We start from the raw sequence: 26,791 nt of genomic DNA, 5'->3' as shown, positions 1-26,791 counted from the left end.
GAGCCTGTCATGACCGTTACCATCAAAACCGCAGAAGACATCGAGAAGATGCGCATCGCCGGCCGCCTGGCCGCCGAAGTTCTGGAGATGATCGAAGAGCACGTCAAGCCCGGTGTGACCACCGAGGAACTCAATCGCCTCTGCCACGACTACATCGTCGATGTCCAGCAAGCGATCCCCGCTCCGCTCGACTACAAGGGCTTTCCCAAGTCGATCTGCACCTCGATCAACCATGTCGTCTGCCACGGCATTCCCAACGACAAGCCGCTCAAGAACGGCGATACGCTGAACATCGACGTGACCGTGATCAAAGACGGCTTCCACGGTGACACCAGCCGCATGTTCCATGTCGGCAGCGTCGCGCCCTGGGCCGAGCGGCTGTCCAAGGTCACCCAGGAATGCCTGTACAAAGCCATTGAACTGGTCAAGCCAGGCTGCCGCCTGGGCGACATCGGCGAAGTGATCCAGAAGCATGCGGAAAAGAACGGCTTCTCCGTAGTGCGCGAGTTCTGCGGTCACGGCATTGGCCGAGTGTTCCATGAAGAGCCGCAGATCGTGCACTACGGCAAGGCCGGCACGGGCATGGAACTCAAGGAAGGCATGACCTTCACCATCGAGCCGATGATCAACCAAGGTAAAGCCGACACCAAGGTGCTGGGCGACGGCTGGACGGCGGTGACCAAGGACCACAAGCTCTCGGCACAGTGGGAGCACACCCTCGTGGTGACCGCCACGGGCTACGAAATCTTCACCCTGCGCAAAGACGACACCATCGCCCGAACCTCGGCGTAAATTCAATTCAGGAAGGCGACCCGATGCCCCAGGTGGATCCCGAGTTGTTCGATCGCGGCCAGTTCCAGGCGGAGCTGGCGCTCAAGGCAAGCCCTATCCCCGCCTTCAAGAAAGCCTTGCGCCAGGCCGGCGAGGTGTTCGACAGGCGCTTTCGCGAAGGCGCCGAGATTCGCCAGTTGATCGAGGATCGCGCCTGGTTCGTCGACAATATCCTGCAGCAGGCCTGGAATCAGTTCGACTGGGGCAACGTGGACGGCATCGCCCTGGTGGCGGTGGGCGGCTATGGCCGCGGCGAACTGCACCCCTGGTCGGACATCGACCTGCTGATCCTGCTCGACTGTGCCGAGCACGAACAGTACCGCGATGCTATCGAGCGCTTCCTGACTCTGCTGTGGGACATCGGCCTGGAAGTCGGACAGAGCGTTCGCACGGTCGAGGAATGCGCCGAACAGGCGCAAGCGGACCTGACGGTGATCACCAACTTGATGGAAAGTCGCACCGTGGCCGGCCCTGAATCCCTCCGTCAGCGCATGCTGGAGGTCACCAGCACAGCGCACATGTGGCCGAGCAAGGCGTTCTTCCTGGCCAAGCGCGCCGAACTTCAGGCCCGGCACCACAAATACAACGACACCGAATATAACCTCGAGCCCAACGTCAAAGGCTCGCCCGGCGGTCTGCGCGATATCCAGACCGTGCTCTGGGTCGCGCGCCGTCAATACGGCACGCTCAACCTCAACGCCCTGGCCGGCGAAGGCTTCCTGCTGGAAAGCGAGAACGAACTGCTGGCCTCCTCCCAGGCCTTTCTCTGGCGCGTGCGCTATGCCTTGCACATGCTCGCCGGGCGCGCTGAGGATCGCCTGCTGTTCGACCACCAGCGCAGCATCGCCACGCTGCTCGGCTATGGCGACGACAACCCCAAGCGCGCCATCGAGCAGTTCATGCAGCAGTACTACCGGGTGGTGATGAGCATCAGCCAGCTGTGCGACCTGATCATCCAGCACTTCGAGGAAGTGATCCTGGCCGATGACAGCGGTAGCACTCAGCCGCTCAATGCGCGCTTTCGCGTGCACGATGGCTATATAGAAGCGGTCAGCCCCAACGTGTTCAAGCGCACGCCCTTCGCCATGCTCGAAGTGTTCGTGCTGATGGCCCAGCACCCGGAAATAAAGGGCGTTCGCGCCGATACCGTGCGCTTGCTGCGCGAGCATCGTCATCTGATCGACGACAAGTTCCGCCACGACATCCGCAACACCAGCCTGTTCATCGAGCTGTTCAAGTGCGAGATCGGCATCCACCGCAACCTGCGCCGCATGAACCGCTACGGCATCCTTGGCCGCTACCTACCGGAGTTCGGCCTGATCGTCGGGCAGATGCAGCACGACCTGTTCCACATCTATACGGTCGATGCGCACACGCTCAACCTGATCAAGCACCTGCGCAAGCTGCAGTACACCCCGGTGTCGGAGAAATTCCCGCTGGCCAGTAAGCTCATGGGGCGCCTGCCCAAGCCTGAGCTGATCTACCTGGCAGGCCTCTACCACGACATCGGCAAGGGCCGTCAGGGCGATCACTCCGAGCTTGGCGCCGTCGACGCTCAAGCCTTCTGCGAACGCCACCAGTTGCCGGCGTGGGACTCCAGACTGATCGCCTGGCTGGTGCAGAACCACCTGGTGATGTCCACCACCGCCCAGCGCAAGGACCTCTCCGACCCTCAGGTCATCCACGATTTCGCCTTGCACGTGGGCGACGAAACGCGCCTGGACTACCTCTACGTGCTCACCGTGGCCGACATCAACGCCACCAACCCGAGCCTGTGGAACTCCTGGCGCGCCAGCCTGCTGCGCCAGCTCTACACCGAGACCAAGCGGGCGCTGCGCCGAGGCCTGGAAAACCCGCTGGACCGCGAAGAGCAGATCCGGCAAACCCAGAGCGCCGCGCTGGACATCCTGATTCGCGAGGGCACCGACCCGGATGATGTGGAACAGCTCTGGTCGCAACTGGGCGATGACTACTTCCTCAAGCACACCGCCGCCGACGTGGCCTGGCACAGCGATGCGATCCTGCAGCAGCCGGCCGACGGTGGCCCGTTGGTGCTGATCAAGGAAACCACCCAGCGCGAATTCGAAGGGGGCACGCAGATCTTCATCTACGCCCCCGACCAGCATGATTTCTTCGCCGTGACCGTGGCAGCGATGGCCCAGCTCAACCTGAACATCCACGATGCGCGCATCATCACCTCCAGCAGCCAGTTCACCCTCGACACCTACATCGTGCTCGACAATGACGGGGGCTCGATCGGCGACAACCCGCAGCGGGTCAAGCAGATCCGCGAAGGGCTGACCGAAGCCCTGCGCAACCCCGAGGACTATCCGACCATCATCCAGCGTCGCGTGCCGCGCCAGCTCAAGCACTTCAACTTCGCCCCGCAGGTGACCATCCACAACGACGCCCAGCGGCCGGTGACCATCCTCGAGATCATCGCCCCGGACCGCCCCGGTCTGCTGGCGCGCCTGGGGCGAATCTTCCTGGAGTTCGACCTGTCGCTGCAGAACGCCAAGATCGCCACACTCGGCGAGCGCGTGGAAGACGTGTTCTTCATCACCGACGCCGACAACCAGCCCTTGTCCGACCCGCACCTGTGCAGCCGCCTGCAGGAAGCCATCGTCCAGCAGTTGCAGGCCGGCCAGACCCACGATAGCAGCGCCACCCGCGTGACCTTCTGACGATTACGAGACCTTGCGCCGATGAACCATGCCTTGACCCAGCTTCAGCCCTACCCCTTCGAAAAGCTGCGCGCCCTGCTGGGCAGCGTGAAGCCTGCGGCGGACAAACGCGCCATCGCCCTGTCGATCGGTGAGCCGAAGCACGAATCCCCGGCGTTCGTCGCCAAGGCCCTGGCCGACAACCTTGACAAGCTCGCGGTCTACCCCAGCACCCTGGGCCTGCCTGCCCTACGCCAGGCCATCGGCCAATGGTGCGAGCGGCGCTTCGGCGTACCGGCTGGCTGGCTCGACGCCGAGCGGCACATCCTGCCGGTCAACGGCACCCGCGAAGCACTGTTCGCCTTCACCCAGGCGGTGGTGAACCGGGCTGACGACGGCCTGGTGGTCAGCCCCAACCCCTTCTATCAGATCTACGAAGGCGCAGCGTTGCTGGCCGGAGCCATCCCGCACTATTTGCCGTGCCTGGAAAGCAACGGTTTCAACCCGGACTTCGGCGCCGTGCCAGCCGAGGTGTGGCAGCGTTGCCAGATCCTGTTCCTGTGCTCGCCGGGCAACCCGACCGGCGCACTGGTGCCGATGGACACCCTCAAGCAGTTGATCGCGCTGGCCGACGAGCATGACTTCGTGATCGCCGCCGACGAATGCTACAGCGAGCTGTACTTCGACGAAGAGGCGCCGCCACCGGGTCTGCTCAGCGCCTGCGCGGAGCTGGGTCGCAACGACTTCAAGCGTTGCGTGGTGTTCCACAGCCTGTCCAAGCGCTCCAACCTGCCGGGGCTGCGCTCAGGCTTCGTGGCGGGCGACGCCGAGATCATCAAGCCCTTCCTGCTGTACCGTACCTACCATGGCTGCGCCATGCCGGTGCAGACCCAACTGGCCAGCATCGCTGCCTGGCAGGACGAAGCCCATGTGCGTGCCAACCGCGACCAGTACCGCGCCAAGTACGAAGCGGTGCTGCAGATTCTGCAGCCGGTGATGGATGTCCAGCGCCCCGATGGCAGCTTCTACCTGTGGGCCAAGGTGCCGGGCTGCGATGCCGACTTCACCCGCGACCTGTTCCAGGCCGAGCACGTGACCGTAGTGCCGGGCTCCTATCTGTCCCGTGACGTGGACGGCGTCAATCCTGGAGCCGGGCGCGTGCGCATGGCGCTGGTGGCACCGCTGGCCGAGTGCATTGAGGCGGCGCAGCGGATCCGCGCGTTTCTCCAGGCTCGCGGCTGAAATGCTGCGCTAGCGCACCGTTCCCAGATTCGCCTCACTCATGTCCAGCTCGCCCAGCACCTGACGCACCACTTCATCGCCGACCAGGTGCTGGCGATGCAGGCTGTAAAGCTCCAGGCGCTGAGCGCGCAACGCGCGCAGGCGCAGGCGGCGCTCCAGCAGGTCCATCTGCTCGGCCAGGGCGCGGGCTTCGGCCGTGTCACTGTAGCTTTTCAACTGGTCGCGGTACTCGGCCATCAACCGTGCCTTGAGCTCGACGGCCTGTGTGGCCAGGGCCGCGTCCTGCTCGGCACCGGCGTCCACCACATCCTCGGCCTCCAGCGCATGCACAGCGGCCTCGGCGGTGCGTCGCCACGCCTCCTTCACCTCCTGATGCAGGCGCTCGTCGGGGCTCAGCGTGATACCGCGCAACAGCAGCGGCAGCGCGATGCAGGCACTGACCAGCGACAGCAAGATCACGCCGGCGGCGATGAAGATCAGCAGGTCGCGCTCGGGGAAAGGCTGGCCGGCACTGATCAGCAGCGGCACCGACATGACACCGGCCAAGGTCACCGCACCGCGCACGCCGCCGAGGGTCAACAGCCAGCAGGAGCGTGCACTGGGCACCATCACCAAGGCCGGCTTGCCACGCCAGCGCCGCACCGCGCCGATGGCGCGCCAGACGCTCTGCACCCAGATGTAACGCAGCAGCACCAGCGCCACGAAGATCGCCACCACGTCCAGGCAACGCCAGGCCAAGGTTGGCCACAGCGACGTTTCGTGGCTGACGACCGCCTTGATGATGTCCGGCAGTTGCAAGCCCAGCAGCAGGAAGATCAAGCCATTGAAGGCGAATTCCAGCAGCGACCAGACACTGCGGTTGAGCAAGCGTGTACTGGTCTGGCGCGGCAGCAGGTCGAGCCAGCTCTGCATCATGCCCGCCGCCACCGCCGACAGAATACCCGACACGCCCAGGCGCTCGGCCAGCACATAGGCCGCGAAGGGCAACAGCAGCATGAACACCACGTGGGTCGCCGGATCGTCCCAGCCACGGGCGATCATCCAGGCGCGCAAGCGCCCCACCAGCCAGCTCAGCGCAACGCCCGCCGCCAGCCCGCCGATGGCCACCAGGACGAAGCTCAGGCTGGCGTCAGCCAGGGAAAACACGCCGGTGATGGCCGCCGCCAGGGCGAACTTGAAGGTCACCAGGCCCGAAGCGTCGTTCATCAAGGCCTCGCCCTGGAGCATGTGCATCAGCGGCTTGGGCAGACGGTCCTGGGTGATCGCCGAGACGGCCACGGCGTCGGTGGGCGACAGCACGGCGGCCAAGGCGAAGGCCACAGGCAAGGGGATGCTCGGCAGGATCCAGTGAATGAAGTAACCCGCGCCCACCACGGTGAACAGCACCAGCCCGACCGCCAGCCCCACCACCGGCCCGCGCAGGCGCCACAGCTCGCGCTTGGGCATGCGCCAGCCGTCGGCGAACAGCAGCGGGGGCAGGAACAGAAACAGGAACAGCTCGGGATCGAGGGCCACATGCAGGCCCAGGGTCGGCCAGGCCAGCAGCGCTCCGGCGCCGATCTGCACCAACGGCAGCGGCAGCGGCAACAGGCGCCCGAGCAACTTGGAAACGCTCACCAGCATCAGCAGGATGAGGACGGTATAGGCTGATTGCATCGCAAGGTTTCCTGACTACGGGGTGAAGAACTGACCAACGGATCGGCCATGGCCGATGTTACCGGCTCGCGGCCAGCGCTGCCGCTGAACGATGGTCGCAGGCGCATGGCGCGCTCTGGACCCTGCTACTCGACCGGACATGACATAAAGGGTTCCAAAGCACAGGGCAGCCAGCCGTGGCGCCCTCGGCATCGATCCCGCATAATCGCCCCACCCATTCTTCGAGGAGTATAGGGTCGGCTCGGCCAGCGCCGACGGCCCAGGCATTCAATGGCATACACTCTCTACGGCATCAAAGCCTGCGACACCATGAAGAAGGCCCGTACCTGGCTTGACGAACAGGCCATCGACTACGCCTTCCACGACTACAAGACCCAAGGCATCGACCGTGACAGCCTCGAGCGCTGGTGCGACGAGCATGGCTGGCAGGTCGTGCTCAACCGCGCTGGCACCACCTTCCGCAAACTCGACGACGCCAGCAAGGCCGATCTGGATCAGGCCAAGGCCGTCCAACTGATGCTGGCGCAACCGTCGATGATCAAGCGTCCGGTGCTCGATCTGGGCGAGCGCACGCTGGTCGGCTTCAAGCCGGACCAGTACGCCGCAGCCCTCTCCTGAATTCGCTCCATACCCTTTTCGTACGAGGTAATTGCATGTCCACCACTTTGTTCAGCCTGGCCTTCGGTGTCGGCACCCAGAACCGCCAGGGCACCTGGCTGGAAGTCTTCTACGCACAGCCATTGGTCGCACCGAGCGCCGAACTGGTCGCCGCCATCAGCCCGATCCTCGGCTACGAGGGTGGCAACCAGGCCATCGCCTTCAGCCCGGCCCAGGCCGCGCAACTGGCTGACGCCGTAAAAAGCGTGGACGCCAACCAGCATGCACTGCTGACCCGCCTGGCCGAAAGCCACAAGCCGCTGGTGGCGACGCTGATCGCCGAAGACGCCGCGCTCACCTCCACCCCCGAGGCGTACCTCAAGCTGCACCTGCTGTCGCATCGCCTGGTCAAGCCGCATGGCGTTTCCCTGGCCGGCATCTTCCCGCTGCTGCCGAACGTCGCCTGGACCAACCTGGGCGCCATCGACCTGAGCGAACTGGCCGAGCAGCAACTCGAAGCACGCCTGAAAGGCGAATTGCTGGAAGTCATCTCGGTGGACAAGTTCCCGAAGATGACCGACTACGTGGTGCCGAGCGGCGTGCGCATCGCCGACACCGCCCGCGTGCGCCTGGGCGCCTACATTGGCGAAGGCACCACCATCATGCACGAAGGCTTCGTCAACTTTAACGCCGGCACCGAAGGCCCGGGCATGATCGAAGGCCGTGTGTCGGCCGGTGTGTTCGTCGGCAAGGGCTCGGACCTGGGCGGCGGCTGCTCGACCATGGGCACCCTCTCCGGCGGCGGCAACATCGTGATCAAGGTCGGCGAAGGCTGCCTGATCGGCGCCAACGCCGGCATCGGTATCCCGCTGGGCGACCGCAACACCGTCGAAGCCGGTCTGTACATCACCGCAGGCACCAAAGTGAACCTGCTGGATGAACACAACGAGCTGGTCAAGGTGGTCAAGGCCCGTGACCTGGCCGGGCAAACCGACCTGCTGTTCCGCCGCAACTCGCTCAACGGCGCCGTGGAGTGCAAAACCCACAAGTCGGCGATCGAGCTGAACGAGGCACTGCACGCGCACAACTGAGTGGCAGGCCGCGCGCCCACCCCCAGCGGTTCGAAGTGCTAAGATCGGGTCTGGCAATTGCTGTCAGACCCGATTTTCATTCCAGGCCCCGCACTCATGTTCCAGCCCTCCCCCTGGCGTGCCGATTTTCCCGCCATCGCCGCCCTGCAACGCCAGCACCAGACCTACCTGGACAGCGCTGCCACCACGCAAAAACCCCAGGCGCTGCTCGACGCCATGAGCCACTACTACACCCAGGGCGCCGCCAACGTTCATCGTGCCCAACACTTGCCCGGCGCCCTGGCGACCCAGGCGTTCGAGTCCAGTCGGGCCAAGGTCGCTGCCTGGCTCAATACGGGCGATGCCGGGCAGATCATCTTCACCCACGGCGCCACCTCCGCGCTCAATCTGCTGGCCTACGGCCTGGAGCATGGCCTGCAGCCGGGTGACGAAATCGCCGTCAGTGCACTGGAACACCACGCCAATCTGCTGCCCTGGCAGCAACTGGCGCAGCGTCGCAACCTGCGTTTGGTGGTCCTGCCGCTGGACGCCCAAGGCCAGATCGACCTCAACCAGGCACTGCAACTGATCGGCCCGCGCACCCGCCTGCTCGCGGTCAGCCAGTTGTCCAACGTACTCGGTACCTGGCAACCGCTGCCGGCCCTGCTGGCCCATGCCCGCGCCCAAGGTGCGTTGAGCGTGGTCGACGGCGCTCAAGGGGTGGTCCACGGCCGTCACGACGTCCAGCAACTGGGCTGCGATTTCTACGTATTCTCCAGCCACAAGCTCTATGGCCCCGATGGCGTCGGCGTGCTCTACGGCCGCACCGAGGCCTTGCGCCAAGTACGTCATTGGCAATTCGGCGGTGAGATGGTGCAGGTGGCCGACTACGACCAGGCCAGTTTCCGCCCGGCGCCGCTGGGCTTCGAAGCCGGCACCCCGCCGATCGCCGGGGTGATCGGGCTGGGCGCGTCCCTCGATTACCTTTGCGCTCTCGACCCCGCCGCAGTGGCCGCCCATGAAGGCCTGCTGCACCGGCACCTGCTGCACGGCCTGGCCGAACGCGACGGTGTCCGCCTGCTGGCCAGCCCGCAGGCCGCCCTGGCGAGTTTCGTCGTGGAGGGCGTGCATAATGCCGACATCGCCCACCTGCTCACCGAACAAGGTATCGCCGTGCGTGCCGGGCATCACTGCGCCATGCCGCTGTTGAAAAGCATGGGACTGGAAGGCGCGATTCGGGTGTCACTGGCGCTGTACAACGACAGCGACGACCTGCAGCGCTTCTTCGACGCCCTCGATCAAGGCCTGGAGTTGCTGCGATGAGTCTGCCGCAACAAGCCCATGAGGCACTCGAAACGTTCAACCGCTGCCAAGGCTGGGAGCAGCGTGCCAGGCTGCTGATGCAGTGGGGCGATCGGCTGCAACCCTTGGACGATGAGCACAAGGTCGAGGCCAACCGCGTGCATGGCTGCGAAAGCCGGGTATGGCTGGTGGCCGAACGCGTCGACGAGCGCTGGCAATTCAAGGCCAGCAGCGACGCCCGCCTGTTGCGCGGCCTGCTGGCCTTGCTGCTGGCGCGCGTACAAGGCCTTGGCAACCACGCGCTGGCCGACGTGGACCTGCGCGCGTGGTTCACCCAACTGGGCCTGGAACGCCAACTGTCGCCCTCGCGCAGCAACGGGCTGCACGCCGTGTTGCAGCGCATGGCCGAACTGAGCGCCCACGCCTGAGGCGCACTACGCGCAACGCAACGGTCAGTCGGGCTTGGTCCGCTCCGACGGCCGTCGAGCACCGGCCACCAGCTTTTCCACGGCCTTGCTGACCGCCACCATGGCGAAGGTCGCGGTCACCATCATTACCGCGCCGAAGCCGCCGGCACAGTTCAGGCGCACGCCGTCGCCGACGAAGCTCTTTTGCAGGCACACGCTGCCATCGCCCTTGGGGTAACGCAGTTGCTCGCTGGAGAACACGCAGGGCACGCCATAGTTGCGGCTGACATTGCGCGAAAAGTTGTAGTCGCGGCGCAGGGTGGAACGCACCCGCGACGCCAGGGGGTCGTTGAAGGTCTTGTTGAGGTCGCCGATCTGGATCTGCGTCGGATCGATCTGCCCGCCTGCACCACCGGTGGTGACGATGGCAATCTTGCGCCGCCGGCACCAGGCGATCAGCGCCGCCTTGGCCTGCACGCTGTCGATGCAGTCGATCACGCAGTCCAGGTCTTCGGTGATGTGTTCGAGCAGGGTCTCTCGGGTGACGAAGTCAGCCACCGCATGCACCGTACAAGCCGGATCGATGGCGCGCAGACGCTCGGCCATGACCTCGACCTTCGGCCGCCCCACCTGGCCCTCCAGGGCATGGGCCTGACGGTTGGTGTTGCTGACGCAGACGTCGTCCAGGTCGAACAGGCTGATTTCGCCGACGCCACTGCGCGCCAGCGCCTCCGCCGCCCAGGAGCCGACGCCGCCGATGCCGACCACGGCCACGTGGGCCTGGCGCAGGCGCTGCAGCCCTTCGTCGCCGTACAGCCGGGCGACGCCGGCGAAGCGTGGATCTTCTGTGCTCATGCTGCTACCCCGAAAAAACCGGGGCGCATTATAGGCCATGCGCGCCCGTCAGCCAGGTCTTGTCGACGCGATGCGTCCCCGGCAACCCGGCATTAGGAAAGAGCCTGTCAATCCTGCTTTAATGTCCAATCGTAAGTCGGCTGTGGCCGGCTCGGGGCTGTTTCTGCACCGCCCACACCCGAACCTGGATTCGCCCTGGCTCTTGCCTGCACCTTGCCTGGAAGCTCACGCACTTATGTCATCACGCAAATTCGGTCTCAACCTGGTGATCGTCCTGGCCATCGCCGCGCTGTTCACCGGCTTCTGGGCGCTGATCAATCGCCCGGTATCGGCGCCGGCCTGGCCGGAACAGATCTCTGGTTTCTCCTATTCACCCTTCCGCCTCGGGGAGAGCCCGCAGAAGGGCCAATACCCCAGTGAAGACGAGATGCGCCAGGACCTGGAGCAACTGAGCAAGTTCACCGACAACATCCGTATCTATACCGTCGAGGGTACCCAGGCCGAGATTCCGCACCTGGCCGAAGAACTGGGCCTGCGCGTGACCCTGGGCATCTGGATCAGCACCGACCTGGAGCGCAACGAACGCGAGATCGAGAAAGCCATCGGCTTGGCCAACAGCTCGCGCAGCGTGGTGCGGGTAGTGGTAGGCAACGAAGCGCTGTTCCGCGAAGAGATCACCCCCGAGGCGCTGATCCAGTACCTGGACCGCGTGCGCGCGGCGGTGAAGGTGCCCGTGACGACCAGCGAACAGTGGCACATCTGGAAGGCGCACCCTGAGCTGGCCAAGCATGTCGACCTGATCGCCGCGCACATCCTGCCGTACTGGGAGTTCGTGCCGATGAGCGACTCGGTGCAGTTCGTCCTGGACCGCGCCCGCGACCTGCGTCATCAGTTCCCCCGCAAGCCCCTGCTGCTGTCGGAAGTGGGCTGGCCGAGCAACGGCCGCATGCGTGGCGGCGCCGATGCCACCCAGGCGGATCAGGCGATCTACCTGCGAACCCTGGTCAACACCCTGAACCGCCGCGGCTTCAACTACTTCGTGATCGAAGCCTACGACCAGCCCTGGAAAGCCAGCGACGAAGGCTCGGTCGGCGCCTACTGGGGCGTGTTCAACGCCGAGCGCCAGCAGAAATTCAACTTCGAGGGGCCGGTGGTGGCCATCCCGCAATGGCGCGCCTTGGCGGTGGCCTCGGTGGTGCTGGCGATGATCGCCCTGGCCGTGCTGCTGATCGACGGCTCGGCGTTGCGTCAGCGCGGTCGCACGTTCCTCACCTTCATCACCTTCCTGTGCGGCTCGGTGCTGGTGTGGATCGCCTATGACTACAGCCAGCAATACAGCACCTGGTTCAGCCTGACGGTAGGCGTGTTACTGGCCCTGGGCGCCATCGGCGTGTTCATCGTGCTGCTCACCGAGGCCCATGAGCTGGCCGAAGCGGTCTGGACTCACAAACGACGAAGAGAATTCCTGCCGGTACAAGGCGACACCGCCTACCGGCCCAAGGTGTCGGTGCACGTGCCCTGCTACAACGAGCCACCGGAGATGGTCAAGCAGACCCTCGACGCCCTCGCCGCCCTCGACTACCCGGACTACGAAGTGCTGGTGATCGACAACAACACCAAGGACCCTGCGGTGTGGGAGCCGCTCAAGGCCCACTGCGAAAAGCTCGGCGAGCGCTTCCGCTTCTTTCACGTCGCGCCGCTGGCCGGCTTCAAGGGCGGTGCACTGAACTACCTGATCCCGCACACGGCCAAGGATGCCGAGGTGATCGCGGTGATCGACTCGGACTACTGCGTGGATCGCAACTGGCTCAAGCACATGGTGCCGCACTTCGCCGATCCGAAGATTGCCGTGGTGCAGTCCCCCAGGACTACCGCGACCAGCACGAAAGCGCTTTCAAGAAACTGTGCTACAGCGAATACAAGGGCTTCTTCCACATCGGCATGGTCACTCGCAACGACCGTGACGCGATCATCCAGCACGGCACCATGACCATGACCCGGCGTAGTGTGCTGGAGGAACTGGGCTGGGCCGAATGGTGCATCTGCGAAGACGCCGAACTCGGCCTGCGGGTGTTCGAGAAAGGCTTGTCGGCCGCCTATGCCCACAACAGCTACGGCAAGGGCTTGATGCCCGACACCTTCATCGATTTCAAGAAACAGCGCTTCCGCTGGGCCTATGGCGCCATCCAGATCATCAAGCATCATGCCGGCGCCCTGCTGCGCGGCAAGGGCAGCGAACTGACCCGTGGCCAGCGCTATCATTTCCTCGCCGGCTGGCTGCCCTGGGTGGCCGATGGCATGAACATCTTCTTCACCGTCGGGGCGCTGTTGTGGTCGGCGGCGATGATCATCGTGCCGCACCGCGTCGATCCGCCGCTGATGATTTTTGCCATCCCGCCGCTGGCGCTGTTCTTCTTCAAGGTCGGCAAGATCATCTTCCTCTACCGCCGCGCGGTGGGGGTGGACCTGCGCGATGCCTTCGCCGCCGCCCTGGCGGGCCTGGCGCTGTCGCACACCATCGCCAAGGCGGTGCTCTACGGCTTCTTCACCAGCAGCATGCCGTTCTTCCGCACACCAAAGAATGCCGACAGCCATGGTCTGCTGGTGGCCATCTCCGAAGCCCGCGAAGAGCTGTTCATCATGCTCTTGCTGTGGAGTGCGGCGGCCGGCATCTGCCTGGTGCAAGGCCTGCCCAGCTCCGACATGCGCTTCTGGGTGGCGATGCTGCTGGTGCAGTCGCTGCCGTACCTGGCGGCCTTGATAATGGCCTTCCTGTCCTCGCTGCCCAAACCGGCGCACACCGCGGTCGAGCCGCAGCAGGCTTGAGGCCCTGTGCAGTGCAGGGGTGCATCGCGTCCCCTGCGCCGGCCCGTTTGATATAAGATAACGCCCCCAGATTTTTCGCCTTGCCTTGCCCCCGGAGTTCTCCATGACGGCCCCAGCCGAGCTCTCGCCTACCCTTCAACTGGCCTGCGACCTGATCCGCCGCCCCTCGGTGACGCCGGTCGATGCCGACTGTCAGACCCAGATGATGAATCGCCTGGGTGCGGTCGGCTTCCAGCTCGAGCCGATGCGCATCGAAGATGTCGACAACTTCTGGGCCAGTCACGGCCAGCAGGACGGTCCGGTGCTGTGCTTCGCCGGTCACACCGACGTGGTGCCCACAGGCCCCGTGCAGCAATGGCAGCATGAGCCCTTCGACGCGCTGATCGATGCCGACGGCATGCTCTGCGGCCGCGGCGCCGCCGACATGAAAGGCAGCCTGGCCTCGATGGTGGTCGCCAGCGAACGCTTCGTGCGCGACTATCCTGATCACCGCGGCCAGGTCACGTTCCTGATCACCAGCGACGAAGAAGGGCCAGCGCATCATGGCACCAAGGCTGTGGTCGAGCGCCTCAAGGCACGCCAGCAGCGTTTGGACTGGTGCATCGTCGGCGAACCCTCGAGCACGTCCCTGCTCGGCGACGTGGTGAAGAACGGCCGCCGCGGCTCGCTCGGCGCGCACCTCACCGTGCGCGGCAAACAGGGCCACGTTGCCTATCCACATCTGGCGCGCAACCCGATCCACCTGGCGGCGCCCGCGCTGGCCGAGCTGGCGGCCGAGCATTGGGACCAGGGCAATGCCTTTTTCCCGCCGACCAGCTTCCAGATCTCCAACCTCAATGCCGGCACCGGCGCTACCAATGTCGTGCCGGGCGAACTGACCGCGCTGTTCAACTTCCGCTTCTCCACCGAGTCGACCGTAGAAGGCCTGCAGCAGCGCGTGGCGGCGATCCTCGACAAGCACCAGTTGGACTGGTCGATCGACTGGGCACTCTCGGGCCTGCCGTTTCTCACCGAGCCGGGCGAGCTGCTCGATGCGGTGTCGTCGAGCATCAAGGCCGTCACCGGCCGTGACACCCAGCCTTCGACCAGCGGCGGCACCTCCGATGGCCGTTTCATCGCCACCCTGGGCACCCAGGTGGTCGAGCTGGGGCCGGTCAACGCCACCATCCACCAAGTGGACGAGCGCATCCTGGCCAGTGACCTGGACCTGTTGACGGAAATCTACTACCAGACCCTGGTGCGGTTGCTCGCCTGATGCTGGCCTGCCCCCTCTGCCAGGCGCCACTGGCGCAGCTCGACAACGGCGTGGCCTGTGCGGCCGGCCACCGTTTCGACCGCGCTCGCCAGGGCTATCTGAACCTGCTGCCGGTGCAGCACAAGAACAGCCGTGACCCGGGCGACAACCAGGCCATGGTCCAGGCCCGCCGCGATTTCCTCGACGCCGGCCACTACGCGCCGGTGGCCGCGCGACTGGCGCAACTGGCTGCCGAACGCACCCCCGGCGCGTGGCTCGACATCGGCTGTGGCGAAGGCTACTACACCGCACGAATCGCCGAGGCGCTTCCTGCCGCCGACGGCTACGCCCTGGACATTTCCCGGGAGGCGGTCAAGCGTGCGTGCCGGCGCGCCCCGCAGCTCACCTGGATGGTCGCCAGCATGGCCCGCGTGCCCATGGCCGATGCCAACTGCGACTTCATCGCCAGCGTCTTCAGCCCCTTGGACTGGCGGGAAGCGAAACGCCTGCTGGCGCCGGGCGGCGGACTGATGCGCGTGGGGCCGACCAACGGCCACCTGATGGAACTGCGTCGCCTGCTCTACGATGAAGTGCGCCCTTACGCCGACGACAAGCACCTGGCTCTGGTGCCAGCAGGCATGCAGCACGCCCACAGCGAGGTCCTGGAATTCACCCTGACCTTGCCCGAAGCCCAGGCCCGTGCCGACCTGCTGGCCATGACCCCGCACGGCTGGCGTGCCAGCGCCGAAAAGCGCACTCGCGTGATCGAGCAGCCCGCGCCCCTCGAGGTCACGGTATCCATGCGTTATGACTATTTTGTGCGCCAAGACTGAGCACACCAGGAGCCCTGAAATGCGCCAACCCGATATCGAAATCTACCTCAAGGACGCAGACGTCGATCACAAGCAGATTGCCGCCTGGCTGACCGAGGCCCTGGGCCCGTGCAGCGAGTGGAAGCAGAAAGGCCAGACCTTCAAGTGCATGGCCGGTAACATCCCGGTCACTTGGTTACCCAAGGCTGTAGGGAAATGGAACAGCCTCTACCTGGAAAGCGACCAGACCCCATGGGTCGATGACATCGCCTGCGCCCGAGCCGCCTTCGCCGCGCTCAACGTGGAAGTGCGCTGCGCGCCGGGCAGTTGGGCCGAAGAAGACGGCGAAGAAGACGCCGACCGCTGGATCCGCATCAGCACTGACGGCGAAGAAGAAATCACCTGGCGCACGTGAAAGCAGCGGCGCGCTTCAGGAAAGCAGCGGCGAGCTTCAAGCTTCAAGCGGCAAGACCGGTGAACTCACGTCGGTATTGGCATCGCTTGCAGCTCGTCGCTCGCCACTCGTAGCGGTCTTAGAGGCCGACGACGTCCTCGGCCTGCAGGCCTTTCTGGCCCTGCACCAAGGAATATTCCACCTGCTGTCCCTCGACCAGGGTGCGGTGACCCTCACCGCGGATGGCGCGGTAGTGGACGAAGACATCGGCTCCACCCTCGCGCTGAATGAAGCCAAAGCCCTTGGCATCGTTGAACCACTTCACGTTCCCAGTCTCACGAGACGACATCTGCAACACTCCGGATTTTTATTTTCAAGATCGCCGTGCAGACAGAGGATTTTCTTCCTCTGGCTACGCAGCTTGCGGAAACTTCCTGCAAGGTGCGGACCGAGTATCTGTCGGATAACAAAAATTTTTATGACATGGCTTCAAATGGCCTATTTTTGCTGAACTTATGCCGATACGGCAGCCTAACTTGCTGGTATATCTCCTGAAACATTTTCCCAGGGCAATCACCCCATGACCCGTTCTCCCCTGCGCCGCCTGATTTTCGGTGCCCTGCGTCGCGTCCTGTACCTGTGGGTGCGCTCCGAGACCATCAACCAGTCCTCGCTGACGCTCAACCTCGACCGCAGCCGACCGGTCTTCTACGCCCTGCCTTCACCCTCGCTCACCGACCTGGCGGTGATCGACCGCGAGTGCACCAAGGCGGGGCTGCCCCGCCCGGTACTGCCCGTGGCCGTCGGCCCGCTGCACGAGCCTGCGGCGTTCTTCTACTTGACCCCCGACCCGGACTGGCTCGGTCGCCAGGACAAGCGCGGCGCACCGCCGACCTTGCAACGGCTGGTGACCACCCTCAGCGAACACGCCGAGGAAGATGCACAGATCATCCCGGTCAGCGTGTTCTGGGGGCAGACGCCCGCCAGTGAGAACAGCCCGTGGAAACTGCTGTTCGCCGACAGTTGGGCAGTTACCGGGCGTTTGCGCCGGCTGCTGACCGTGCTCATCCTCGGACGCAAGACCCGCGTGCAGTTCTCCGCACCCATCCACCTGCGCGAACTGGTGCAGCACAACAAAGGCCATGAACGCACGGTGCGCATGGCCCAGCGCGTGATGCGGGTGCATTTTCGCAATCTGCGCACGGCGGTCATCGGCCCGGATATTTCCCACCGGCGCAATCTGGTCAAGGGCCTGGTCCACGACCCGCTGGTTCGCCAAGCTATCAGCGACGAGGCTGAGCGCGAGAAGATCCCCTACGCCAAGGCCGAAGCCAAGGCCCTGCACTATGGCAACGAAATCGCCTCGGACTATACCTACACCGCGATTCGCTTCCTTGAAGTGGTGCTGAGCTGGTTCTGGAACAAGATCTACGACGGCATCAAGGTCAACCACATCGAGCAGGTGCAAGAACTTGCCCCCGGCCATGAGGTGATCTATGTCCCCTGTCACCGCAGCCATATCGATTATCTGCTGTTGTCCTACCTGCTGTTCCGCAACGGCCTGACGCCGCCGCACATCGCCGCGGGCATCAACCTCAACATGCCGGTCATCGGCAGCCTGCTGCGCCGGGGCGGCGCCTTCTTCATGCGCCGCACCTTCAAGGGCAATCCGCTATACACCGCCGTCTTCAACGAATACCTGCACACCCTGTTCACCAAGGGTTTCCCGGTGGAGTACTTCGTCGAGGGCGGACGCTCGCGCACCGGGCGCATGCTGCAACCGCGCCCCGGCATGCTGGCGATCACCCTGCGCAGCTTCCTGCGCTCATCGCGCACGCCGATCGTCTTCGTACCGGTGTACATCGGCTACGAGCGCGTGCTCGAAGGCCGCACCTACCTGGGTGAGTTGCGCGGGGCAAGCAAGAAGAAGGAGTCGATCTTCGATATCTTCAAGGTCATCGGCGCGCTCCGGCAGCGCTTCGGCGAGGTCTACGTCAATTTTGGCGAACCCATTCACCTGAACGGCTTCCTCGACCAACAACAACCGGGGTGGCGCGAACAGGACCTGGCGCCGCAGTTCCGCCCGACCTGGCTCAACGACACCACCACGCACCTGGGCGCGAAGGTGGCCCAGCACCTGAACGGCGCGGCGGCGATCAATCCGGTCAACCTGGTGGCCTTGGCGCTGCTGTCGACCAGCCGCCTGGCCCTGGACGAGCGGGCGCTGATCCGCGTGCTCGACCTGTACCTGGCGTTGCTGCGTCAAGTGCCCTACTCCGCGCACGTCACCCTGCCGGAGGGCGACGGTCGCGCGCTGATCGAGCACGTCAGAGGCATGGAGCTGCTGTCCGAACAGAAAGACGCGCTGGGCCGCATCCTGTACCTGGACGAAGCCAACGCGGTGCTGATGACCTACTACCGCAACAACATCCTGCACATCTTCGCCCTGCCGGCGCTGTTGGCGAGCTTCTTCACCAGCAGTGCACGGATGAGCCGTGAGTTGCTCGGGCAGTACGTGCACGCGCTGTATCCGTACCTGCAGGCCGAACTGTTCCTGCGCTGGACACCCGAAGCGCTCGACGAAGCCATCGATCAATGGCTGGCTGCGCTGGTGGAACAGGGGTTGCTGCGCGAAGAGCACGGGGTGTACCTGCGTCCGGCACCGAGTTCACGGCAGTTCGTGATGCTTACCCTGCTGGCCCGCGCCATCACTCAGACCCTGCAACGCTTCTACATGGCCACCTCGCTGCTGCTCAACAGCGGCCAACACAGCCTGGACGCCGAGGAACTGGAAGCGCTATGCGTGATGATGGCCCAGCGCTTGTCGATCCTGCATGGCCTCAATGCACCGGAGTTCTTCGACAAGACACTGTTCCGTCACTTCATCCAGACCCTGGTCAGCGAAGGCGTACTGCAACCGGACGACAGCGGCAAGCTGGGCTACCACGACAAGCTCGGCGAACTGTCCGAAGGGGTGGCAAAGCGCGTGCTGTCGGCGGAGCTGCGCCTGTCGATCCGCCAGGTGGCGCTGCATCGGGACGATACCCCCGTCGCGTGATAGGGTGCATGTCTGATGCCCATCGGTGCGCGGATCGGAGCCGATCCGCGCACCGAGTTCGATTCACTTTCTGCCCTCAAGGACGCCTTCATGATTCGTTCCTCCCTGCGCTTGACCACCCTGTGCGCCGGTCTGCTGCTGTCGGCCAGCGCCCTCGCCCTGTCGCTGGGCAACCTGTCCCAGCAAGATGCTGCCGGCGGCCTCAAGGACGCCCTGACCCAAGGCGCGCAGATCGCCGTCAAGCAACTGAGCACGCCCGGCGGTTTCAGTGACAATCCCGATGTGCGCATCGAGTTGCCCGGCAAGCTCGGCAAGGCGGCCCAGGCCATGAAAATGTTCGGCAAGGGCGACCAGGTCCAGGCTCTGGAAACCAGCATGAACAAGGCGGCCGAAGCCGCTGTGCCGCAGGCCCAGGCGATTCTGGTGGACGCGGTGAAGAAGATGAGCGTGACCGATGCCAAGGGCATCCTCAGCGGCGGCGGCGAAGCGGCGACGAAGTATCTGGACAAGAGCAGCCGCGAGCAGATCCGCGCCAAGTTCCTGCCGATCGTCAAGCAGGCCACCGACAAGGTCGGCCTGGCCCAGCAGTACAACAGCTTCGCCGGCCAGGCCAAAGGCCTGGGCCTGATCAAGGACGACGCCAACATCGAGAACTACGTGACCGAAAAAGCCTTGGACGGTCTGTTCGAGATGATCGGCAAGCAGGAGCAGAGCATCCGCCAGAACCCTGCGCAAGCGGCCACCAGCCTGGCCAAGAAGGTCTTCGGCGCGCTCTGAGCCTCTCCGCATCCCCTTCGCGGGCGCCCTGCCCGCGAAACACCGCCAGTCACCGCCCGGCCGACTGGCGCTGAGGCTGATCGCACACGATCGACCGCGGACGCCCACTTCCTTTCCAGGCGAATGCCTACCTGTCACATGCGACCTGCACCCTAGGGCTCTGTGCAGCGTGTTCGCGCGTTCGCGCCGACCGCCGCTACATGACGCGAGTGCCCTTTTTGCGCCAGGAGTCGATGACATGAGGCCAGAAATCGCTGTACTTGATATCCAAGGTCAGTACCGGGTGTACACGGAGTTCTATCGCGCGCAGACCGCAGAGCGGACCATCGTTCTGGTCAATGGCTCGCTGGCCACCACCGCCTCCTTCGCCCAGACCGTGCGCAGCCTGCATCCGCACTTCAACGTGGTGCTGTACGACCAGCCCTACGCCGGCAAGTCCAAGCCGCACAACCGCCATGAGCGGCTGCTGAGCAAGGAGACCGAAGCGCATATCCTGCTGGAGTTGGTCGAGCACTTCCGGGCCGACCACGTCATGTCCTTTTCCTGGGGCGGCGCTTGCACCCTGCTGGCTCTGGCGCACCAGCCGCAACGGGTGAACAAGGCGATCATCAGTTCGTTCTCGCCGGTGATCAACGGCCCCATGCGCGACTACCTGGAGCGGGGCAGCCAATACCTGTCGGCCTGCGACCGCCCTGGAGTGGGCAATCTGGTCAACGACACCATCGGCAAGCACCTGCCCTCACTGTTCAAGCGTTTCAACTATCGCCACGTCAGCAGCCTGGACAGCCACGAGTACGCGCAGATGCACTTCCATATCCACCAAGTGTTGGATCATGACCTGCAGCGGGCATTGACCGGGGCGCGCAACATCGATATTCCGGTGTTGTTCATCAACGGCGAGCGTGACGAATACACCACGGTCGAGGACGCCAGGCAGTTCGCCCGGCATGTGGACAGGAGCGCGTTCAGCGTGATTCGCGACGCCGGGCACTTCCTGGACATGGAGCACAAGGCAGCCTGCGAAGACACCCGCAGCGCGATGCTGGGTTTTCTGCAACCGGCCCGTACACCTCGGCAGCGCTATGGCTATGAGGCGGGTCAGCAGGCGTTGGCGGGGTGAGTACAGCGTGGGGTGGGGCCTGCCAGCCGTAGACAAGCGCTGCTGCAAGGCTTTTTTGCTGCTTGGACTTTCCAGGACACCAGGATTCTGGTAAAAAGTCGGGCTGCGAAGCGGGTATAGTTTAGTGGCAAAACGAAAGCTTCCCAAGCTTTAGTTGAGGGTTCGATTCCCTCTACCCGCTCCACATTCTTCGCACTGCGCATCTGATTGCAGCCCCCAAAGAGCCCTCGGCTCTTTTTTCATGTCTACGCCCTTCGTTGACCTGCCCCATCGCTTTGCTCGCCGCAATCGGCTTGAATTCAGCCCCCACGACACGCTGCATGAGACTTGCAAGCGAAGCGGCTTCAGGTGCATATCGCTCCTGCGCACCCAGAAATCATCAAAGGACTGCCCATGTTTCTTTCCCGCTGGCTGCCGGGCCTGGCCAACCTCCTGCACTACCGCCGCGAATGGTTCCGCGCTGATCTGCAAGCCGGCCTGTCGGTGGCGGCGATCCAGATTCCGATCGCCATCGCCTATGCCCAGATCGTCGGTTTGCCGCCGCAGTACGGTTTGTATGCCTGTGTACTGCCGATGATGGTCTACGCCTTGATCGGCAGCTCACGGCAACTGATGGTCGGCCCCGATGCGGCCACCTGTGCGATGATCGCTGGCGCCGTGGCGCCCTTGGCGATGGGCGATCCGCAGCGGATCGCCGAGTTGTCGGTGATCGTCACGCTGCTGGTCGGGGTGATGCTGATCGCTGCCGGCGTGGCCCGCGCCGGCTTCATTGCCAGTTTCTTCTCGCGGCCGATCCTGATCGGCTACCTCAATGGCATCGGCCTCAGCCTGATCGCCGGGCAACTGTCCAAAGTGGTGGGCTTCAGCATCGAGGGTGACGGCTTCATTCTCAGCCTGATCAATTTCGTCGAGCGCCTGGGCGAGATCCACTGGCTGACCCTGGTCATCGGCCTGGGCGCACTGGCGCTGCTGATCTGGCTGCCGTGCCGCTATCCGAAACTGCCCGCAGCGCTGGTCACCGTTGCCGTGTTCACCCTGCTGGCGGGGCTGTTCGGGCTGGACCGCTTCGGCGTGGCCATCCTCGGCCCGGTGCCGGCCGGCATGCCCGAACTGGCCTGGCCGCAAAGCACCTTGGCCGAGACCAAGAGCCTGCTGCGCGACGCGCTGGGGATCGCGACGGTCAGCTTCTGCAGCGCCATGCTCACGGCGCGCAGCTTCGCGGCCCGGCACGGCTATGCGATCAATGCCAATCACGAATTCGTCGCCCTGGGCGTGAGCAACCTGGCGGCGGGGCTCTCCCAGGGCTTTGCCATCAGTGGCGCCGACTCGCGCACCGCGGTCAACGACATGGTCGGCGGCAAGAGCCAACTGGTGGGCATCATCGCCGCCTTGGTCATCGCGTTGATCCTGCTGCTGTTCACCGCGCCCATGGCCTGGATTCCTCAGGCGGCACTCGGCGCGGTGCTGCTGATGGCGGGCTGGGAGCTGATCGACGTGAAGTCCCTGGGCAAGATCCGACGCCTGAGTCGCTTCGAGTTCTGGTTGTGCCTGCTGACCACGCTCGGCGTACTCGGCCTCGGCGTGCTGCCGGGCATCGTCTTCGCCGTGACCCTGGCCATCCTGCGGCTGCTCTACACCATCTACCAGCCCACCGACGCCGTGCTGGGCTGGATGCCCGGCATCGAAGGCCAGGTCGATGTGCGCCAGCATCCGCAGGCCCGCACCGTGCCCGGCCTGGTGGTGTACCGCTTCGACGATGCCGTGCTGTTCTTCAATGCCGACTACTTCAAGATGCGCCTGCTCGAAGCCGTGCAACGCGAGCCCGATCCACAGGCGGTACTGTTCGACGCCGAAGCGGTGACCAGCATCGACGTCAGTGGCATTGCCGCCTTGCGTGAGGTACGCGACACCCTCCAGGCGCAAGGCGTGCACTTCGCCATCGCCCGCGCCCGCGGCACCTTCCTGCGCATGCTGGTGCGCTCGGGCATGGCCCGCGAGATGGAGGACCGCTTGCTGTTCGGCTCGGTGCGCGCTGGGATTCGGGCGTATCGGGTTTGGCGCAATCGTGAGCGAGGCGACCGCTGATCACGATCACGCGCAACCGCGATTCATTCAGGCAATCAAAACCCTAACGCCTGCAACACCTGCCCTTCATCCGCCACCGCCGGTCGCTGGTAAAAGCGCAGCAACGTCCCGGCCCGGTTGGTGAAAATGCCATCCACCCCGGCGTCCATCGCCTTGGCGAAGTCTTCGCGATCGTCCAGGGTGTAGGCATGCACCAGCAGGCCACGCGCGTGGCTGGCCTGGTTCATCCACGGCTGGATCAGGTCGGTGTAACTCTGCTCGCCCAGGCGGCTACGCTGCGCGGAGGGACCGGTGCCGATGGCGCCGCCGGCCTTGGCGGCATCCAGCCAGCGCAGCAGCTCCTTGCGGTCCTTGGGCGCCTGACGCGCATAGAAACGTGCTTTGTCCTGCTCGCCCGAGTCGGCGAAGTCCTGGCCCGACTTGGGTTCGATGCTGCCCTTGCCTACCCACAGCAGCAGAATCTTCGGCACCTGCGGCATCTCCTGGTGCAGCAGGGCCAGGCTGTCGCGGTCGAAAGTCTGCAAGATCACCCGCCCAGGTCTGTCGAGCCAGCCACGGGCCTGGAGCCGCGCCTTGAGCTGGCGTTCGATGCCGGGAAACTGCTTGGGCACCTTGGTTTCGATGTACAACCCCGGCTGACGCTCGGGATTGCCCTCGGCGATGTCGATCACTTCATCGAGGGTCAGGATCTGCTGCCCGGCGAAGCTCGCCCTGGCGCGCTGCGGGTAGGCCTGGTTGAACCAACTGCCAGCGTCCAGCGCTTTCAGTTCGGCCAGGGTGAAGTCGCTGACCGGACGCCCGGCACGCCCTGGGAAGCGCGAGGCGACGTCGCTGGTGCGCGCCAGCACATCGTCATGCACCACCACCAGCACATTGTCGCGGCTGCGTTGCAGGTCCAGTTCCAGGTAATCGGCGCCCAGCTCGCGCGCCAGCAGATAGGCCGCAGCGGTGGATTCAGGCGCGTCGAAGGAGGCCCCACGGTGAGCGATCACCGCTGGATAGGGGATGGACTGGGCCTTGGCCAGGGCCGCACCGTCATCGGCTCGGACATCCATCGTCGACAACAGCAAGCCCAGCAGGGGCGCTACGCGTATACGCATGTTCAGATCCTCTCGGGCCGCACCCCGCACGCGCGGCGCAGCGGATTCCTTGGAGGGCCAAGCCTCTCACAGCTTCGATGACATGCTAAAGTCCCCGCTCACCGCTGCCCCACGGATGCTCGATGCCCTCTCTCGATTCTCAGCTCGCCCAATGGTCCGATCTCGATGCCCGCCACCCCTGCACCGCCCTGCTGCTGGGCAACGGCGCCAGCCGCGTGTTGTGGAAGCCGTTCGGCTATTTCTCGCTGTACGAGCAAGCGCAGAAGGCCGGGCGCAAGAGCGGCCTGGCGATCAGCGACCAGGCGCTGTTCAAGTCGCTGGGCACCGAGCTGTTCGAGCCGGTGCTGAGCATGCTCAATACCACGGTGCGCACCAATGCCGCCCTGGCGATCAACTCCACCGCGCCGCTGAACCGCTACTACTCGATCAAGGAAGCGCTGATCCACGCCCTGCGCGCCGTGCACCCGCCGCATGCGCTGTTGTCCAGCGCCACAATGGCCACGATCAACGCGGCCCTGCGTCAGTACCGCAGCGTCTACACCAGCAACTACGACCTGATCCTGCCGTGGGCGATGGAACAGGCACCGCAAGGTTTTGCCCAGCTGTTCGATGACGAAGGCTTCTTCGATGTGCGCCGCACCGCCAGCCCCGGCACCCGTGTCCTGCACCTGCATGGCGGCCTGCACCTGCTCAAGCTGCCCGACGGCAGCACGCGCCAGCGCAGCGCTATCGGCGCCGAACTGCTCGAAGGCGTTGCCGTGAACATTCCCGGCGAGGTGCCGCTGTTCGTCAATGAAGACCGCAGCGAGCACAAGCTGCGGGCCATCCGCCAGTCGGACTACCTGTCCTGGAGCCTGGCCCAGCTTGCGGGCGAACAGGGTGGCCTGTGCCTGTTCGGCCAGCACTTGGACAGCAGCGACGAGCACCTGCTGCTGGCCATTCGCCAGGCCAGGCCGAAACACCTGTGCATCGCCATCCGCCCTTTGAACGACGCCTCGATCCTCAACCAGAAGCAGCATTTCACCGAGCGCCTGGCCGGTGCGGTCGATGGCGCCCTGCACTTCTTCGACGCCAGCAGCCATCCGCTCGGCGCCGCCGAACTGGCCCTGCCCGTGCCCCTGACCCACGCCCGGCGCCTCTGAACGAGGCGCCACGCCTGGCTAGCAAATGTAAATAATTCTCGATAAGATCCGCACCCTTTCTCCAGGCCAGCCCGGAAAGCGTGCATGCAGCGCCTCAAGCCCGATCCCGCCCCCGCCGACACCTGCCGCAGTTTCTACGCCGAAATCCTGCATTTCCTGCGCAAGCGCATGGACAACGCCAGCGATGCCGCAGACATGACCCAGGACGTGTTCGCCCAATGGCTCGGCTACCGTGACCGGGCCAAAGTCGAGCAACCGCGTGCCTTCCTGTTTCGCATGGCACGCAACCTGCTGAGCGATCACTGGCGTCGGCAACAGGTGCGTCAGAGCGTGCTGGAGGAGACGACCATCGACCCCGCCACCAGCGCCAACGATCCCCTCGATCACGCCCAGCGCCGTCAGCGCTTGGAACAATTGCGCCAAGTACTCGCCGAGCTCTCGCCGCGGCGACGAGAAGCCCTTATGCTGCACCGCTTTGAACGCCTGACCCAGGCGCAGATCGCCGAACGCATGAATATTTCCGTAAGCATGGTCGAAAAGCACATCGCTGCGGCCCTGCTGCACTGCAAGCAACGGCTGGACAGTGAAGATGGCAGGGAGCAGCCGTAATGAGCCTCACCGACGAGACCGATCCACGCCCGCTCGACGCCCAAGCCGCCAGTTGGTTCACGCGTAACCGCAACGCGACAACGCGCGAGCAGCGCAAGGCCTTCGCCCAGTGGATTCGCCATCCCGAGCACGCCCGCGCCTACCGTCAGTTCGAGCAACTGTGGGCAGACATGGCCGCGCTCAAGCAGGTCAACCACCCCGTCGCGCGGGTGCAGTATCGATCGCCGCGTTGGCGTCCACTGATCGCCACGGCGGCGGCGCTGCTGTGCGCGCTGCTGGCGGGCAACCTGGGCAGCGGCAGCACGCCGATACGCCAGGCCCTGGTCGCCGGTAGCACGATGCGCAGCCTGCACTTGCCCGACGGCAGCCAGTTGTACGTCAATGCCCGCACCCGTGTGCAACTGGACTTCACCGCACAGCGACGGCTGATCACGCTGGAACAGGGCCAGTTGTACATTGACGTGGCGCCAGACAAGGAGCGGCCGCTGTTCGTCGATGCCGGCAGCGCGCTGGTGCGCGTGGTCGGCACCGGCTTCGACCTGCGCCGTGGCGCACGCGAGTTGACCCTGAGTGTCGCCCATGGCCAGGTCGCCTTCGAAACCTCCGGCGAGAACCAGGCGCCCATGCTGGTCGAGGCCGGCCAGCGCGTCACCTACGAGCCGTCTCGTGGCAGCCTGCTGCGCCAGAACCTGGGCGAGCAGCGCGTGGCCGACTGGCGCGACGGTCATGTCAGCTTCAGGAACCGCGAACTGGCGAGCCTGATCGATGAACTGAGCCTGTACCGCCAGCAGCCGGTGCTGCTGGCCGACCCGAACCTGGCTCGCTACAAGGTTTCGGGCAATCTCGACGTACACGACCCCGACGCGCTGCTCAACGCGCTGCCTGCCTTGCTACCGGTGAAAACCGTGCGCCTGGGCGATGGCCGTTTGCGCATCGAGCACCGCGCGCATTAATTTGAGAATTTTTATCATTCGCAGGTGAGGATTTTTCCCAACACCGCGTCTCCTTCCC

General features: G+C 64.7%; 21 protein-coding genes, 1 tRNA gene and 1 pseudogene. 19 read left to right on the top strand and 4 right to left on the bottom strand.

What is annotated here, in order from left to right; all coding sequences use genetic code 11:
* Window positions 1–9 precede the first annotated feature (9 nt).
* The 3 genes from map to dapC are packed head-to-tail and all read left to right on the top strand — an operon-like array spanning window position 10 to window position 4,736.
* Complete coding sequence (map, locus tag GKC70_RS05950; RefSeq protein ID WP_029613416.1) at window positions 10–792, top strand: type I methionyl aminopeptidase; 783 nt, start codon at window positions 10–12, stop codon at window positions 790–792.
* A 23-nt stretch (window positions 793–815) separates the two neighbouring features.
* Window positions 816–3,515, top strand: coding sequence for a [protein-PII] uridylyltransferase (locus GKC70_RS05945; protein ID WP_342650742.1), 2,700 nt, complete (start codon window positions 816–818; stop codon window positions 3,513–3,515).
* Between the two features lie 21 nt (window positions 3,516–3,536).
* Window positions 3,537–4,736: a succinyldiaminopimelate transaminase gene (gene dapC / locus GKC70_RS05940; protein ID WP_342650741.1), complete on the top strand. Its 1,200-nt coding sequence runs from the start codon at window positions 3,537–3,539 to the stop codon at window positions 4,734–4,736.
* 9 nt (window positions 4,737–4,745) lie between these two features.
* Here dapC and GKC70_RS05935 read toward each other — a convergent pair whose 3' ends face one another.
* Entirely contained in the window at window positions 4,746–6,392 is a 1,647-nt protein-coding gene (locus GKC70_RS05935; protein ID WP_342650740.1) for a Na+/H+ antiporter, read from the bottom strand.
* Window positions 6,393–6,662: 270 nt separating this feature from the next.
* On the opposite strand from GKC70_RS05935, the gene GKC70_RS05930 reads away from it, so the two are divergent.
* The 4 genes from GKC70_RS05930 (at window position 6,663) to GKC70_RS05915 (ending at window position 9,789) form a co-directional block, all read left to right on the top strand.
* Window positions 6,663–7,010 (top strand): ArsC family reductase, encoded by a 348-nt coding sequence (locus GKC70_RS05930; protein ID WP_342650739.1) that lies wholly within the window; start codon window positions 6,663–6,665, stop codon window positions 7,008–7,010.
* A gap of 35 nt (window positions 7,011–7,045) precedes the next feature.
* Window positions 7,046–8,080, top strand: a complete 1,035-nt coding sequence (gene dapD, locus GKC70_RS05925; protein WP_039579608.1) for a 2,3,4,5-tetrahydropyridine-2,6-dicarboxylate N-succinyltransferase — start codon at window positions 7,046–7,048, stop codon at window positions 8,078–8,080.
* Window positions 8,081–8,176: 96 nt separating this feature from the next.
* Complete coding sequence (locus tag GKC70_RS05920; protein WP_342650738.1) at window positions 8,177–9,382, top strand: cysteine desulfurase; 1,206 nt, start codon at window positions 8,177–8,179, stop codon at window positions 9,380–9,382.
* Window positions 9,379–9,789, top strand: a complete 411-nt coding sequence (locus tag GKC70_RS05915) for a SufE family protein (RefSeq protein ID WP_342650737.1) — start codon at window positions 9,379–9,381, stop codon at window positions 9,787–9,789. The genes GKC70_RS05920 and GKC70_RS05915 overlap by 4 nt, the downstream gene beginning before the upstream one ends.
* Before the next feature lie 24 nt (window positions 9,790–9,813).
* Here GKC70_RS05915 and tcdA read toward each other — a convergent pair whose 3' ends face one another.
* Window positions 9,814–10,623, bottom strand: a complete 810-nt coding sequence (gene tcdA / locus GKC70_RS05910; protein ID WP_029614932.1) for a tRNA cyclic N6-threonylcarbamoyladenosine(37) synthase TcdA — start codon at window positions 10,621–10,623, stop codon at window positions 9,814–9,816.
* 235 nt (window positions 10,624–10,858) lie between these two features.
* Between tcdA and GKC70_RS05905 the strand changes: the two are divergent.
* From GKC70_RS05905 to GKC70_RS05890, 4 genes and pseudogenes are all read left to right on the top strand, one after another.
* Window positions 10,859–13,449 (top strand): annotated as a pseudogene (locus GKC70_RS05905) (glycosyltransferase).
* 103 nt (window positions 13,450–13,552) lie between these two features.
* Entirely contained in the window at window positions 13,553–14,704 is a 1,152-nt protein-coding gene (gene dapE / locus GKC70_RS05900) for a succinyl-diaminopimelate desuccinylase (RefSeq protein ID WP_039579616.1), read from the top strand.
* Window positions 14,704–15,516 carry a putative RNA methyltransferase gene (locus tag GKC70_RS05895; RefSeq protein WP_342650736.1) on the top strand — a complete coding sequence of 271 codons (813 nt, stop codon included), beginning with the start codon at window positions 14,704–14,706 and terminating at the stop codon, window positions 15,514–15,516. The genes dapE and GKC70_RS05895 overlap by 1 nt, the downstream gene beginning before the upstream one ends.
* Window positions 15,517–15,535: 19 nt before the next feature.
* Window positions 15,536–15,910: a hypothetical protein gene (locus GKC70_RS05890; RefSeq protein ID WP_029614931.1), complete on the top strand. Its 375-nt coding sequence runs from the start codon at window positions 15,536–15,538 to the stop codon at window positions 15,908–15,910.
* 118 nt (window positions 15,911–16,028) lie between these two features.
* On the opposite strand, the gene GKC70_RS05885 is transcribed toward GKC70_RS05890, so the two are convergent.
* A complete protein-coding gene (locus GKC70_RS05885) occupies window positions 16,029–16,238 on the bottom strand; it encodes a cold-shock protein (protein ID WP_029614930.1) in 210 nt (69 codons plus the stop codon).
* 231 nt (window positions 16,239–16,469) lie between these two features.
* On the opposite strand from GKC70_RS05885, the gene plsB reads away from it, so the two are divergent.
* From plsB to GKC70_RS05860, 5 genes are all read left to right on the top strand, one after another.
* A complete protein-coding gene (plsB, locus tag GKC70_RS05880) occupies window positions 16,470–18,947 on the top strand; it encodes a glycerol-3-phosphate 1-O-acyltransferase PlsB (protein WP_342650735.1) in 2,478 nt (825 codons plus the stop codon).
* A gap of 90 nt (window positions 18,948–19,037) precedes the next feature.
* The gene (locus GKC70_RS05875) at window positions 19,038–19,724 is read left to right on the top strand and encodes a DUF4197 domain-containing protein (protein WP_342650734.1); all 687 of its coding nucleotides are present in this window, start codon (window positions 19,038–19,040) and stop codon (window positions 19,722–19,724) included.
* A gap of 238 nt (window positions 19,725–19,962) precedes the next feature.
* Window positions 19,963–20,844 carry an alpha/beta hydrolase gene (locus tag GKC70_RS05870; RefSeq protein ID WP_342650733.1) on the top strand — a complete coding sequence of 294 codons (882 nt, stop codon included), beginning with the start codon at window positions 19,963–19,965 and terminating at the stop codon, window positions 20,842–20,844.
* Window positions 20,845–20,954: 110 nt separating this feature from the next.
* A tRNA-Gly gene (locus tag GKC70_RS05865) sits at window positions 20,955–21,028 on the top strand.
* Between the two features lie 209 nt (window positions 21,029–21,237).
* Window positions 21,238–22,929, top strand: a complete 1,692-nt coding sequence (locus GKC70_RS05860; protein ID WP_342650732.1) for a SulP family inorganic anion transporter — start codon at window positions 21,238–21,240, stop codon at window positions 22,927–22,929.
* Between the two features lie 35 nt (window positions 22,930–22,964).
* On the opposite strand, the gene GKC70_RS05855 is transcribed toward GKC70_RS05860, so the two are convergent.
* A complete protein-coding gene (locus tag GKC70_RS05855; RefSeq protein WP_342650731.1) occupies window positions 22,965–24,029 on the bottom strand; it encodes a glycerophosphodiester phosphodiesterase family protein in 1,065 nt (354 codons plus the stop codon).
* 122 nt (window positions 24,030–24,151) lie between these two features.
* Here GKC70_RS05855 and GKC70_RS05850 point away from each other — a divergent pair, with 122 nt between their 5' ends.
* The 3 genes from GKC70_RS05850 (at window position 24,152) to GKC70_RS05840 (ending at window position 26,733) form a co-directional block, all read left to right on the top strand.
* Window positions 24,152–25,171 (top strand): DUF4917 family protein, encoded by a 1,020-nt coding sequence (locus GKC70_RS05850; RefSeq protein ID WP_342650730.1) that lies wholly within the window; start codon window positions 24,152–24,154, stop codon window positions 25,169–25,171.
* An 84-nt stretch (window positions 25,172–25,255) separates the two neighbouring features.
* Complete coding sequence (locus GKC70_RS05845; RefSeq protein ID WP_342650729.1) at window positions 25,256–25,780, top strand: sigma-70 family RNA polymerase sigma factor; 525 nt, start codon at window positions 25,256–25,258, stop codon at window positions 25,778–25,780.
* Window positions 25,780–26,733: a FecR domain-containing protein gene (locus GKC70_RS05840; RefSeq protein ID WP_342650728.1), complete on the top strand. Its 954-nt coding sequence runs from the start codon at window positions 25,780–25,782 to the stop codon at window positions 26,731–26,733. The genes GKC70_RS05845 and GKC70_RS05840 overlap by 1 nt, the downstream gene beginning before the upstream one ends.
* The last annotated feature ends 58 nt before the right edge of the window (window positions 26,734–26,791 follow it).

It is taken from the genome of Pseudomonas sp. REB1044 (genome assembly GCF_038813925.1).
GTDB lineage: Bacteria > Pseudomonadota > Gammaproteobacteria > Pseudomonadales > Pseudomonadaceae > Aquipseudomonas > Aquipseudomonas boreofloridensis.
Note: the sequence above shows the minus strand (reverse complement) of the source record. Positions and strands in the feature narration are given on the sequence as shown.

Excerpts from the sequence above, each read along its gene's own strand:
- GKC70_RS05890 (WP_029614931.1), top strand. The coding sequence starts at position 15,536 with ATGCGCCAACCCGATATCGAAATCTACCTCAAGGACGCAGACGTCGAT.
- GKC70_RS05860 (WP_342650732.1), top strand. The coding sequence starts at position 21,238 with ATGTTTCTTTCCCGCTGGCTGCCGGGCCTGGCCAACCTCCTGCACTAC.
- GKC70_RS05870 (WP_342650733.1), top strand. The coding sequence starts at position 19,963 with ATGAGGCCAGAAATCGCTGTACTTGATATCCAAGGTCAGTACCGGGTG.
- GKC70_RS05930 (WP_342650739.1), top strand. The coding sequence starts at position 6,663 with ATGGCATACACTCTCTACGGCATCAAAGCCTGCGACACCATGAAGAAG.
- GKC70_RS05850 (WP_342650730.1), top strand. The coding sequence starts at position 24,152 with ATGCCCTCTCTCGATTCTCAGCTCGCCCAATGGTCCGATCTCGATGCC.
- dapC (WP_342650741.1), top strand. The coding sequence starts at position 3,537 with ATGAACCATGCCTTGACCCAGCTTCAGCCCTACCCCTTCGAAAAGCTG.
- GKC70_RS05855 (WP_342650731.1), bottom strand. The coding sequence starts at position 24,029 with ATGCGTATACGCGTAGCGCCCCTGCTGGGCTTGCTGTTGTCGACGATG.
- tcdA (WP_029614932.1), bottom strand. The coding sequence starts at position 10,623 with ATGAGCACAGAAGATCCACGCTTCGCCGGCGTCGCCCGGCTGTACGGC.
- GKC70_RS05915 (WP_342650737.1), top strand. The coding sequence starts at position 9,379 with ATGAGTCTGCCGCAACAAGCCCATGAGGCACTCGAAACGTTCAACCGC.
- dapD (WP_039579608.1), top strand. The coding sequence starts at position 7,046 with ATGTCCACCACTTTGTTCAGCCTGGCCTTCGGTGTCGGCACCCAGAAC.
- GKC70_RS05945 (WP_342650742.1), top strand. The coding sequence starts at position 816 with ATGCCCCAGGTGGATCCCGAGTTGTTCGATCGCGGCCAGTTCCAGGCG.
- dapE (WP_039579616.1), top strand. The coding sequence starts at position 13,553 with ATGACGGCCCCAGCCGAGCTCTCGCCTACCCTTCAACTGGCCTGCGAC.
- GKC70_RS05885 (WP_029614930.1), bottom strand. The coding sequence starts at position 16,238 with ATGTCGTCTCGTGAGACTGGGAACGTGAAGTGGTTCAACGATGCCAAG.
- plsB (WP_342650735.1), top strand. The coding sequence starts at position 16,470 with ATGACCCGTTCTCCCCTGCGCCGCCTGATTTTCGGTGCCCTGCGTCGC.
- GKC70_RS05935 (WP_342650740.1), bottom strand. The coding sequence starts at position 6,392 with ATGCAATCAGCCTATACCGTCCTCATCCTGCTGATGCTGGTGAGCGTT.
- GKC70_RS05895 (WP_342650736.1), top strand. The coding sequence starts at position 14,704 with ATGCTGGCCTGCCCCCTCTGCCAGGCGCCACTGGCGCAGCTCGACAAC.
- GKC70_RS05875 (WP_342650734.1), top strand. The coding sequence starts at position 19,038 with ATGATTCGTTCCTCCCTGCGCTTGACCACCCTGTGCGCCGGTCTGCTG.
- map (WP_029613416.1), top strand. The coding sequence starts at position 10 with ATGACCGTTACCATCAAAACCGCAGAAGACATCGAGAAGATGCGCATC.
- GKC70_RS05920 (WP_342650738.1), top strand. The coding sequence starts at position 8,177 with ATGTTCCAGCCCTCCCCCTGGCGTGCCGATTTTCCCGCCATCGCCGCC.
- GKC70_RS05845 (WP_342650729.1), top strand. The coding sequence starts at position 25,256 with ATGCAGCGCCTCAAGCCCGATCCCGCCCCCGCCGACACCTGCCGCAGT.
- GKC70_RS05840 (WP_342650728.1), top strand. The coding sequence starts at position 25,780 with ATGAGCCTCACCGACGAGACCGATCCACGCCCGCTCGACGCCCAAGCC.